The organism is Candidatus Zixiibacteriota bacterium, from assembly GCA_020853795.1.
In the GTDB taxonomy this organism is placed as follows: Bacteria; Zixibacteria; MSB-5A5; order CAIYYT01; family CAIYYT01; genus JADJGC01.
In genome coordinates this window covers 82,243-94,595 of the sequence record JADYYF010000109.1, presented here as the reverse complement: position 1 = coordinate 94,595, position 12,353 = coordinate 82,243, and the positions used below count along the sequence as shown (strand labels likewise).

9 protein-coding genes are annotated in these 12,353 nt (G+C 58.9%); all 9 read left to right on the top strand.

The window, feature by feature from the left end; translation table 11 throughout:
* Nucleotides 1-30 precede the first annotated feature (30 nt).
* The 9 genes from IT585_08840 (at nt 31) to IT585_08800 (ending at nt 12,331) form a co-directional block, all read left to right on the top strand.
* A complete protein-coding gene (locus tag IT585_08840) occupies nt 31-2,172 on the top strand; it encodes a hypothetical protein (protein ID MCC6963344.1) in 2,142 nt (713 codons plus the stop codon).
* Nucleotides 2,160-2,930 (top strand): hypothetical protein, encoded by a 771-nt coding sequence (locus IT585_08835; protein ID MCC6963343.1) that lies wholly within the window; start codon nt 2,160-2,162, stop codon nt 2,928-2,930. Before IT585_08840 ends, IT585_08835 begins: the two co-directional genes overlap by 13 nt.
* A 224-nt stretch (nt 2,931-3,154) precedes the next feature.
* The gene (dinB, locus tag IT585_08830) at nt 3,155-4,306 is read left to right on the top strand and encodes a DNA polymerase IV (protein ID MCC6963342.1); all 1,152 of its coding nucleotides are present in this window, start codon (nt 3,155-3,157) and stop codon (nt 4,304-4,306) included.
* 57 nt (nt 4,307-4,363) lie between these two features.
* Complete coding sequence (locus IT585_08825; protein ID MCC6963341.1) at nt 4,364-5,581, top strand: PLP-dependent aminotransferase family protein; 1,218 nt, start codon at nt 4,364-4,366, stop codon at nt 5,579-5,581.
* A gap of 56 nt (nt 5,582-5,637) precedes the next feature.
* Entirely contained in the window at nt 5,638-6,501 is an 864-nt protein-coding gene (gene dapF / locus IT585_08820; GenBank protein ID MCC6963340.1) for a diaminopimelate epimerase, read from the top strand.
* On the top strand, nt 6,501-7,781 hold the full coding sequence (locus tag IT585_08815; GenBank protein MCC6963339.1) for an MFS transporter: 1,281 nt from the start codon (nt 6,501-6,503) through the stop codon (nt 7,779-7,781). The genes dapF and IT585_08815 overlap by 1 nt, the downstream gene beginning before the upstream one ends.
* Before the next feature lie 104 nt (nt 7,782-7,885).
* Nucleotides 7,886-9,598, top strand: coding sequence for an arginine--tRNA ligase (argS, locus tag IT585_08810; GenBank protein MCC6963338.1), 1,713 nt, complete (start codon nt 7,886-7,888; stop codon nt 9,596-9,598).
* 1 nt (nt 9,599) lies between these two features.
* Nucleotides 9,600-10,919 (top strand): hypothetical protein, encoded by a 1,320-nt coding sequence (locus IT585_08805; GenBank protein ID MCC6963337.1) that lies wholly within the window; start codon nt 9,600-9,602, stop codon nt 10,917-10,919.
* A 29-nt stretch (nt 10,920-10,948) separates the two neighbouring features.
* On the top strand, nt 10,949-12,331 hold the full coding sequence (locus IT585_08800; GenBank protein ID MCC6963336.1) for an MATE family efflux transporter: 1,383 nt from the start codon (nt 10,949-10,951) through the stop codon (nt 12,329-12,331).
* The last annotated feature ends 22 nt before the right edge of the window (nt 12,332-12,353 follow it).

The window sequence follows — 12,353 nt, the reverse complement described above, 5'->3', positions numbered from 1 at the left end:
GCACTTTGCAGCGCAGCCTTGGGGCAGGTTGTGCGTACGCTAGATGACGGCGCCATGACGCTCTTCGTGCATAACAACGGCACGTTCGGCTACGATCCCTACCTGACGCGCAACAATCCCGCCGGGCTCTATTATCCGGGCAGCAGTCGCCGCGCCCTGATGGCAGGTGGCGGCATCTGGGTAGCGGGGAAGGTCAACAACGAGTGGCGGATTACAATCTCCGGCGATGAAAGCGAATTCAAACCGGGGCCGTGGCAGCCGGCAGGAACCGACGCCGACTCGGCTTTTCCGATCTACAAAATCACCCGCGGTGAGAACTACGAACTCAACGACGACTACCGCAATTGGCCGGTCGCGCTCGGTGCGCCGATTAACGCCCTCGGCCAGCCGCTGCAATTGGGCGGGCAGGGGCTCTGGACGATGTTCCACGACGGGGATTCGGCATCGCATATTTTTCAGGGGTTCTCAAGCGTTCAGTCGCTCGGCGTGGACGTACGGTTGCATGCGTACACCTGGGATAACACCTATCAGCTCTACGACACACTGATGGCGCAGGTGATTTTCTTCGACTACACGATTACGAATGTCAGTGATTCTATCATCGATTCCTGCATCATTTCGATCTACGCTGATCCCGATATCGGTTTTTCGACCAATGACCGGCTGGGAACCAATCAAGCCTTGCAATGCGCCTATGTTTACGACGAGGCCGACTACGACTCGGACTACGGCGATTTTACGCCTGTGGTCGGCATGACGATGCTGCGCAACCGCGCGCTGTCGGCGAACTATTACTACGGCTGTCGCAGCCAGTATCCGGAGTGCATTGCGGTCGACACGCTGCCCGATGTGATCAACGTGATCAAGGGCCTGCGCCCCGATGGGCAGCCATACTTTGATCCAAACACATCGCTGCCGACGCTCTACCCTTTTGGCGGTAATCCGGTGGATTCGACCGGTTGGGTCGCCGATCTCTCGCGCGACTATCGTTTTTTGCTGAACACGATCCCGGATACGCTGCGCCCGGGGGAGAGCATGACGTTGACAACCGCGCTGATTGTGGCGCGGGGCAACTCCAACCGCGACGGGGTCGGGAAGCTGTTGGAATTTGTCGGGCGGTTGCGGGAGGCGTATCAGTCAGACACGATGCGGGTTGAGACGGAAGCCTACTCTGCGGGATGGGCGATCAACAGCGGGCGCATTCGCCCCGGCCGCAATTGGGGTGGCCGATATCTCGGAGGCTCGATGGATTATGCCGGGCGCTACCTGCGCATTCCGTATGTCGCTCCGGGTTATTGGTTCACATCAATCTCATTTACCCTGGACAGCACCCAGAAGATTAACCGCTTCGTGCCCGACGGCGACGATTATGTGTTCAGGGACAAATTGGCGTGCCCCATCGTTATTGGCGCAGTCGGCACGAGCATTTACTACGAAGGGATCTACCTTGACAAGGACGGCGACGGAACGTTAAGCAGCGTTGATGGCGGCATTGACCCGATCATCACTTCCTACAAGGAGTATGGCGAAGAGCCGATTACCTGGGTCAATCAGAAACTCTCGCAGTTGACCGATCCGCTCTACCTGGTTGTCGATCTCGATCAGCCACAGGGCGAGTTGGTCGGAGGAAGGATCCAGGTTGGCAGTCTCGGAGATATGCCCGAGGCGATTTACAAGGACACGCTCGCGGTGACTGTTGAGCCATTAGCCGACGCCTTTGCGGAACGCACGCTCTCGTTCACGAACACCACTGATTTTGCCACCGAAATCAATATCGTCACCGACGAGCCGCTCTATGTCACCGCGTCGCCACCGCAGTTGGTGCTCGGGGTCGGCGAAACCAGGATCTCGTTTCTGACGATCAGCGGCCGGCGCCGCGAGACCACGCCGGTGGGTGTGTCGGTATTCGCAAGCGGGCTGACGCAGCGCGCCGAACGTTTTGTGGTTACTTACGGCACCACCGCCGGGTATGAATCGGGCGACATCACCATGGACGAAATGCTGTCGATCGCCGACCTGATCGAGATGGTGCGCGTGCTTTATCGCGGCGCGCCGATCAATGTCCCGCTGCGCGTCGTCGATCCAAACTGCGACAGCCGCTTCAATCTGGTCGACCTGATCCTGTTCGTAAACCATCTCTTTGAGGGCGCGCCGCTGCCGTGCGAGCCGTAGCCCGATGCGCGCTGTTGGCGCTCTTGCTGGTCGCCGTTGCCCGCGGTCAGAAGCTCGATAGTCTGCGCGTCAACCCGCCGTCGCATTTCCAGCGCAACTTGATCGTTGGCAACGTGGTGTTTGGAACGGCGGCATACTTCTATTTCGAAGAGACGTGGGGCGCGCCAAACGGCAGGTTTCACTTCAAGAACGAATTTCATGATAACATCGCACTGACCGACGAGGTCAGCCACTTCTACGCCGGCTACAAACTGACCGAGGGCTTCGGCTGGCTGTTTCGTATTCTCAAGATGCCGGAGGACCAGATCACCAAGTACTCGGCACTGCAGGCGGGACTGGTGGTGACGTTGGTCGAGTTTCCGATGGATGCCTTCAACCCCGACCAGGGACTCGGCGTCAGCGATCTGCTGTTCGACTACGGCGGCATCGGCTGGGCGCTCTTGAGGCAGCGCTACCCGAACAACTTCGACATGAAGTTCTGCGTCAAACGTCCGCCGTGGGATTTTGAGAACAAATTCCTCGCCAACGAGAACGAGGAGTTCGCCAATTTCATCTGGTGGGGGACCTACCGCATCTACTACGGCCACGTTGGTGTGGGCTATTCGATATCTCACAACGCGCAAGGCCGCGTCGAATCGGAGTACTACCTTGGCGCCGGCACGACCGCGTACGATCTGATCCGACTCGTTTCCCCGAAGTTTGCCGAAGAGGTCAAGGCGCTCGATTCGTATTTTATCAGCCTGCGATTGAAGTTGTAACCGGACTTGAATCTGTCGGGAGGGTGTCGGGTTTCGCGCTTCCGAGAGTGTTCGCGAGGGTCGACTGGCAGCAGCACTTGAGACCCGAGCGACAATGTTCATGAAGTTCATGCCTTTCCCCGCTACCGAGCCAGTCCACGAAACCCTTCTGTGATTGACATCTTCGCCGATTCCTATTCCTTGTACTTATGCCGCTCGATCACCGCACTGTCCTGCACGTCGACATGGACGCTTTCTTTGCTGCCATCGAGCAGCGGAACAATCCCGGCCTCAAGGGCAAGCCGGTCATCGTCGGCGGGAGTCCCACGGGCCGCGGTGTGGTGTCGACGGCTTCGTATGAGGCGCGCGTCTTCGGCATCCATTCGGCCATGCCCGCCGCAGAAGCCTATCGCCACTGCCGCGAGGCGATCTTCCTGCACGGCGACTTCGGCGCTTACCATTATGCTTCCAATCTGATACACGACACGCTGGCGCAGTTTTCACCCGCCGTGGAGATGATCTCGGTGGATGAGGCCTTCCTTGACCTGTCCGGCACGGAACGCCTGCTGGGTGCGCCGCGCGAGGTCGCTCTGCAGATCAAGGCCGCGATTTTCGAGCGCGTCGGGATTACCTGTACGGTTGGAATCGGACCGAACAAGCTGTTGGCCAAACTCGCCAGTGGCTTGAACAAGCCGGATGGACTCACGATCATCGAGCCGGAAACAATCGAGACGCAGGTGTTTCCGCTAAGTGTCGACAAAGTGTGGGGTGTCGGGCCCGTGACCTACGAGCGGCTGTTGCGTCATGGCGTGCGCACGATCGGGGATCTGGCGAATCTGAATGCCGCGACGCTCAAGCTCGCGCTCGGTGAATTCGGATTCTCGCTCGCAGAGCGCGCTCGCGGCGTTGATGACCGCCATGTTGCGCTGATCGACGAAGAGCATATCGAGAAGTCGATCTCGCACGAAACGACGCTGGCGAAGAATACCTTTGACCCGGATTTTCTTCACGCGCTGATCGCCGGTCTGACCGAGAAAGTAGTCATACGGCTGTACCGGGGCGGTTGGTTGGCGCGCACGGTCGGCATCAGGATGCGTTATCCCAGTTTCAAGACCATTACACGCGAACAAACTTTGGCCGCTCCCACTGACAGCTACGGCGAGATCCTATCTACCGTTGCCAAGCTTGTGCCCGTTGATAGGGTTGTCAGCAAAGGAGTTAGGTTGATTGGCGTCCGCTCCAGCCGCCTGATTCAACGCGAGGAGCTGCGCCAGTTGGAGCTATTTGACGATGGTCGCGCAAAGGAAGAGAGGTTAAATGCTACCATTCACGACCTCCGCACCAAATTTGGTAACGGGATCATCAAGCGCGCCGGCGGTTTTCCCGAGGACGACTGATGTCGACAACATACTCAATGTATTTGACTTAAATCGATTTTTGCGTTAATTGATGGTATGACACTCGCCGATGCTACAAAGGAGAGTACAAGTACCGTGTTCAACTGGCCCTTTTCAAAACTGGCGACCTCGCTTGAGGCTTCGGTCATCCGCGAAACGCTGAAGTTGTCCAACAAGCCCGGTATCATCAATTTTGCCGGCGGTTTGCCGGCGGCGGAACTCTTTCCGGTTGATGCGATCTACGAGTGTATCGATGCCGTCATGACCGATCATGCCGCGCCGGCTCTGCAGTATTCGCTGTCGCAAGGTGTGCCGTTGCTGCGCGAACTGCTGGCCGAGCGCATCTCCAAACAGGGACTACCGGTCACGGCGGAAAATATCCTGATCACCACCGGCTCGCAGCAGGGTCTGGACCTGATCGGCCGCGTTTTTATTGAGCCCGGCGACTATGTCATCACCGAATTGCCGACCTACCTGGGTGCTCTGCAAGCTTTCAATTTTTATCAATGCCGGTATGCGCCCGTCCAGATGGACAATGACGGTATGATCATTGACCAACTCGAAGAGAAGATTCGGCTTTTCAATCCGAAGTTGATCTACGTCGTCCCCAACTTCCAGAATCCGTCCGGCATAACGCTGTCGTACCAGCGCCGCAAGGCCCTGATGAGTCTCGTCTTCCGCCACCAGGTGGCTTTGATCGACGACAACCCCTACGGCGAGCTGCGCTATTCCGGCACGCCGCAGCCGTCGCTGCGCGGGCTGGGCGGTGACGCCGTGATCCAGTTGGGCACGTTTTCGAAGTTGATTTCTCCGGGTCTGCGCGTGGGCTGGATTTGCGCGCCGGTGTCGGCGATCAAGATCATCGAGAAGGCGAAGCAGGCGGTCGATCTGCACTCCGCCACCTTCACGCAATTTGTCGTCGCCGAGTTTCTCAAGCGTGGATTTCTCGAGCCGCACATCGAGATTATTCGTGCCTCGTATGCGGCGCGCCGGGAGATCATGATCAATGCCATGAAAGAGCACTTCCCGGCCAATGTCACCTGGCCGTTCCCCGATGGTGGGCTGTTCTTGTGGGTGCAGTTGCCTGAGCATGTCTCCTCGACGATGATCTTCCAGCAGGCCGTTAATGAGGGGGTTGCGTTCGTGCCGGGTCGGCCGTTCCATCCGGACGGCTCCGGCGACAACACGATGCGGCTCAATTTTGCCAGTTCGACGGCGGAGAACATCGTTGAAGGCATCCGGCGTCTTGGCCGCGTCTTCGAGCGCTACTGCTGATTGCGCCACGCGACAAAGCGCTTGCCCGCAGCCAATCAGATTTGTATCAGTTGCCTATGAGCCCGTCACCTGCACTCGGCATTCCCTTTGCCAAATACCATGCGCTCGGCAATGACTTCCTCGTCCTCGACGCCAGTCATCTGACTCGCGTCCGCAAATCACTCGCTGCTTTCGTTCGCGCGATCTGTGACCGCCACCATGCTGTCGGTGCCGACGGCGTTATACTGCACGACAGTCCGCGCGGCCGACACCGAATGCGCATTTTCAACGCCGACGGTAGCGAGGCCGAGATTTCCGGTAATGGTTTGCGGATTCTGGCGCATCATCTCTACTGCTTCGGTCTGGCGAAAGAGCGAGAGTTTGTCATCAGATCCGCGACCGCCGAAAATCATGTTTATGCCCGGGGGCGCAAGTCGCCGCTGATGCAGATCCGTGCCGCGATGGCCGTGCCGGAATTTCGCGCGCGGCTGATCCCGCTGCGGACTCGCTCGCGGTTCTTCATATCGCAGGAGTTCAAGGTCGCTGCCGGCGCGCTGCTCGGGACCGCGGTCAGCGTCGGTAATCCTCATATCGTGTTTTTCGTCGATCGCTTTGATTTTGACTGGCGGAGCTTTGGCAGGGAAGTTGAATGGGACCGGCGCTTTCCGAAGCGCGTTAACGTCGAGTTTGCCCGCATCATCAACCGTCGCCGCGTTGAAATTCGCATCTGGGAACGCGGCGTCGGCGAGACCTCAGCCTCCGGTACAGGCGCCTCGGCAGTCGTCGCGGCCGGAATTGCCAATGGTTGGCTCAATCACAGTGTGACGGTAGTCTCGCCCGCGGGGAGGTTGCAGGTCGCGATTCCATCGCTCGATCAGCCCGTGCAGCTGAGCGGCCCGTCGCAGTTCGTCGCCGCCGGTGAGTTTGTTTTCACGCGGTGATGAGAAAGCTCGTTTCGGAATACATCGCTGATCTTAAGCTGATCACCCACAACATCCACCTCTTCGTATTAGGCGGGCTGATGATCGGCATCGTCCAGGCGTCGATGTCGTTGTTGTTGAATCTCTATCTCAAGGACGCCGGCTTTCGGGAGACCTTTATCGGCCGCACGCTGGCGTTCAATTCGTTTGGCGGCGTCGCGGCGGCGTTGCCGGCGGCCTATTTGGCGGCGCGGTACAAGATCAAGCCGATTTTGATCGCATCTGCTGTCGTTGTTGCCGCGTCGTTTTTCATGATGTGCCATACCGGCATGCAATGGCTGATCCTGACTTCGGCTTTTGTATTCGGATTTGCAAACCAGATTCGCGGCATCGCCGCCGCGCCGTTTATCATGCGGAACACGACCGAGCAGGAGCGAACGCTGGTCTTCAGCGTCAACTACTCGACCTGGATGACCGCGGCTATTATCGGCTCGATCGGCGGCGGCTACCTGCACGAGGTCCTGCAACGGGCTTTCGCCGTCTCCATGCCGTCGCTTGAGGCCAATTTGCAGGCCTATCGCACCGCGGTCTTGATAACTTGCCTGGTCGGACTGCTGTCAATCGTCGCGTATTCATTCATCAAAGCCAAGGCGCCCGCGCCGGATGAGGTCGCCCGCGCCTTCAACTGGAACTCAATCCGGAACAACTGGCGATTGCTGGCTAAACTGATGACGCCGTATTTTCTGCTGGGTACCGGCGCCGGGCTGATCATACCGTTCCTGAATCTCTATTTTCGCGATCGTTTCGGGCTCGATGCCGCCCGCATCGGTGTCTACTTCTCGTTGCTGTCGATTGCTATGATTGTCGCCGTTATGGCCGTGCCAGTCATCAAGCGCAAGCTCGGCTTTGTCCGCACCGTCGTGCTGACCGAGGTGCTGTCGATCCCGTTCATGCTGATTTTGTGCTTCACTGAGAATCTCGACCTGGCTTTTTGGGCGTTCATGCTGCGTGGGGCCTTAATGAACATGGGCAGCCCCGTCTCGACGGCTTTCATGATGGAATCGGTGCCGGAGGAACAGCACGGCCTGGTCAATTCGCTGGCCTCGATCGCCTGGGCGGTCAGTTGGGCGCTTACTGCGCAGATCGGCGGATCGATGATCGAGAAGGGGGGCTATGTACCGGTGTTCCTCGTTGCGATCGGGCTCTATATCCTCTCGGCGGGATCGTACTATTACTTCTTTGCCTGTGCCGAGCGTAAGAGCGCCAATCGCTGGATACTGGATATTTCCTGCGCCCGCTAAAAGCGTTTGTCTGCGCGCCAAAAACCGGTATATATGACACTCTGATTGTGGGCGGTCTCTTCTCACCGCGAGGAAGGGGCTTCCGATGGTGGTAGCGGAAGATAATGAGCACGGTTGAACTAAAACATCAAATTGCGAGCGCAATTGTCGACGCTGTAGGCGTTTCCGCCGAAGACATCGTCGCGATGTTCGAGCTTCCCAAGGATCCCGAGCATGGCGATCTGGCGCTACCGTGTTTTCGTTTCGCCAAGCAGTTGCGCAAAGCACCGCCGGCGATCGCAGCGGAACTCTTCAAGAACTTCTTCTCAGAGAACCTGCCCGCCGGCATAACCAAGGTCGTCCCTCTGGGCGGGTACTTGAACTTCTACATTGCCACCGACGCGGTAGTCGCGAGCGCCTTGGTCGAGGTCCTGAAATCCGGCGACGAGTACGGTTCCAAGCGCGAGGGTGCGGGCCGGCGCGTAGTGGTAGAGTATTCTTCCGTCAACATTGCCAAACCATTCGGCATCGGCCATCTGCGCTCAACCATTATCGGCGCGACGTTGGCGCGCGTCTACGCCAAGCGCGGATACGAAGTGATTCGTATCAATCACCTCGGCGACTGGGGCACGCAATTTGGCAATCTGATCGCAGCTTACAAGCTCTGGGGTGGGGACTACACGTTCGCGCCGAATCCGATCGCCGACCTGTACAAGCTGTATGTCCGGTTTCATGATGCCGCCAAGTCCGATCCGGCGCTCGAAGAACGCGGTCGCGCCGAATTTCGCAAACTTGAACAGGGCGACGCTGAGAACACACAAGTTTGGCAGCGATTCATCGACTACAGCATGGCGGATTTCAATCGCATCTATGAGATGCTCCATGTCCATTTCGACTATAACACCGGCGAGTCGTACTACCGGGACAAGATGGAGCCGGTCGTCGCACGCTTGAACGAATTGGGTTTGCTCAAGCAGAGCGAGGGCGCCTGGATTGTTGATCTGGAGCAGTACAACCTGCCGGCCTGTTTGATGAAGCGTTCCGACGATGCGTCGCTTTACGCCACGCGCGATCTGGCGGCACTGATTTACCGCAAAGCGAAATTCAATTTCGACAAGATGCTATATGTCGTCGGCACCGCGCAGAAACTGCACTTCCAGCAGTTCTTCAAGGTCGCCGAGTTGATGGGGAACACCTGGGTCACGGACGCCGTGCATGTCGATTTCGGCTGGGTTAAGTTCGGCGATCGTGCGATGTCGACGCGGGCGGGCACGCTAATCTTCTTTGATGATGTCCTGCAGCAGGCCAAGGAACTGGCGCGGGAAATCATCCTGCGCGAAAACCAGGAGGTGGCCGAAGTCGATTGGACGGCCGAGCGCGTGGCCGTGGCCGCGATTATTTTCACACAATTGCGGGTCCGTCGTAACAAGGACGTGAATTTCGTCTGGGAGGAGGCGCTGTCGTTCAAGGGCGAGACCGGTCCATATCTGCAGTACACGCACGCGCGTCTCTCGTCCCTGATCCAAAAATTCGGCCACCCGCTGCCCGACTTAAGTGCCGATTTCTCGCTGCTGGCCGACGAAGAGAAGCAGATCATCAAGAAGTTCGAGCTATACGGGCAGCGCCTGCAACTGATCACGGAAGTCTACGAAACCAACATCCTCGCCGACTACTTGATCGATCTGGCGGCTGCCTTCAACAGCTATTGGCAACGCATCAGGATCATCACCGACAACACCGAGCTGACCTGCGCCCGGATGCAGATGGCGTTTGCCGTGCGCACGATTATCGGCGACGGCTTGCGCTTGCTTGGCATTGAGCCGCTGGAGCGGATGTAAGATGAAATTCATTCGACCCAAAGAATACGCACTGGTCATCGAGCCGGTCGCCGACTACGTGTCCACGCTCGCGGCGCTGTCGTTTGCCGCCCTCCGGACCGAGCCGACGACGATCACCAACGTCGAACGAACTGAATTGCTCGCCGCCTTTGAGCCGTTCCTGAACTCGGGTGGTATTGAATTGACCTGGGACGGCAATTCCGTCACCGCCGTACCGCGCACATCGATGCCGTTCACCTACCTGACCAAGCTGCCAGATTACGAGCTGTTTCGCTATGCGTTAACACTCGCGGCGACGCGCGCCGGGTCGCGCCTGGCAGTGATCGACGATTTCGACGAGACGCTGCAAAATCTGGTGCTGGCGTTTCGCCGCATGGGTGCCGAACTCGAGTTCACGGGCGGCAAGGAACCGCAGGTGGTGGTGCGGCACGCGTTGGCGAAGGAAGTCAAATACTACTTGAAGCGCGAGAGCGCCAAGCTGGTGCCGCAGTTGGTGCTGGCCATGACCGCGCAAGGCGGGCACTCGGAAATTAACGACCTCTTTGAAAGCAGCCGCCTCGACTATTTCTTCGAACAATTTGTTTCCGAATTTGCGCGCGCTGATCTGACGACGGTGGAAGCCGCCGATGAATTGGAGCGCCGTCTACAGAAGCGTGCTCCCCGAGTGCTCGAATTCAGGTCGCGCGTTACCATTGCCGGCGGTGTCCGGACCGGCGCGGCACAGATTTCCCTGCGCCCCGATGCCGAATTTGCCGCATATCTGGCCGCCGCCGTGGTCAATCACGGCCGCGGTCGGCTGATCCTGCGCAGTGTGCGCGCCGACGATATCACGGCGACACCGCTGTCGCAACTCAAGCGCATGGGGGTCGAGGTCGCCTCGGAACGCGGGCCGGAGGGACCGAGCCTTGTGGTTACGCGCTCGCAGGTCAAATCGCGCAGCGTCCATTACGACCAGATGCACGAGTTCCCCGATGCGATCGGCGCCATCGCCCTGGCCAACGCCCGCGCCGACGGCACGGCGGTGATTCGCTCCTCGCCCTTCAACACCGACCGCGAGGAAGCGCGCCGGCGCAGCGTCTCGAATCTAATTCGCGCCTTCGGTGTCAAGGTTGCCGAAATCTCCGATGGCGTCGTGCTCGAAGGCCGCAGCGAAATAGGGGCGGACAACGTCACGACCGGCGATGATCCGGTTTGCGCTCTGATGGCTGCCGCGGCTGCTCTCGGAACGGTGTCGGCGATCGAGGTCGACCGCGTCGACGCCGCACGGGCGCGCTGGGGAACGAATTTCCAGAAACTGCTTGATCTGCTTAGCGGCGCCTGAGGTTGGCACTCCTCGAGAACCACCTGCCAATGGCTGACCGATTTCACAACATCACTGAAGGCTCGATTCCGCGCCAAGTTGTGCGCCTGGCTTGGCCGGCGGTGTTGGCGATGCTGCTGCGCACGGCGCTGACGATCACCGACGCATTCTGGGTCGGGCACGTCGGCAAGGCGGAGATGGCTGCCGTCATCTCTTCGATGTTCGTCCTCTGGACCTTCTTCAGCATCTTCGATATTGTCTGGATCGGTTCGGTCGCAGTGATTGCGCGCTTCTATGGCGCCCGCAATTTCGATCTGGTCGGGCATTCCGCGCGCCAGGCAATCGTGCTCGGCAGTGCCGCGGCCGTGGTTATGATGATCGTCGGCTACATCACCGTGCGCTGGCTGTTCCACGTCATGGAGACCGCGGCCAACGTCACTGACATGGGCACGATGTACCTGCGGATCGTCTTTGCCGTCACCATCCCGCTCGTGCTGGGGGAATTATTCTCGGCGATGTTCCGGGCGTCCGGTGACACCCGCACGCCATTGATGATCAGTGCGTCGGCGACAGTGTTCAATATCGTGCTTGACCCGATGTTGATTTTCGGCGTGGGGCCGTTTCCGAAGCTGGGCGTGGCCGGCGCGGCGTTGGCAACGGCGATTGCCTACTTGCTCGCCTTTACGCTGTATTTGATCGCGATCAAGCGCGGCCGGCTGACGTTCAAGTTCAGCTGGCCGAAGTACACCGGACCCGATTTGCGCATGATGTGGCAAATGATCAAGATCGGTTCACCGCTCGCTACTGCCGGCGTGGTGTTTTCGGTCGCCTACCTATTCATGAACAAGATCGTGTCGAGCTTCGGTACCGAGGCCAACGCGGCGCTCGGCATCGGCAACCGCTGCGAATCGATTTCGTATCTGGTCTGCTTCGGCTTCTCGATCGCGGTCTCAACGTTGGTGGGGCAGAATCTCGGCGCCGGGAAGCCGGATCGCGCGGCCAAATCGGTCTGGTACGCGTTGCTGTATACCGGTGTCTTCACGGCCGTCATTTCGATCGCCTTCTTGACGATCCCGCGCTTGATCGCTTCGGGATTTGTACCGGAACCGGAAGTGATCGACATCGCGGCCAGCTACCTGATGATCCTCGCGCTGTCGCAGAGTTTCATGGCGATCGAGATTGTCATGGAGGGCGCCTTCAGCGGCGCCGGCTACACCTGGCCGGCGATGCTGGTGTCGGTGGTTGGCTCGGTTGCCCGCGTACCGTTGGCGTATTACTTCAGCTTCGGACTGGACGCGGGTGTCAGCGGTGTCTTCTGGTCGATTACGCTGACCACCATCGTCAAAGGCATTGTCCTGCTGATCTGGTTCAGCCGCGGCACGTGGAAGCACAAGGAAATTCATGGCGGCGCGGCCGAGGCCTCGCTTGCTTAATCGGCTTGCGCAACCCCGCCGG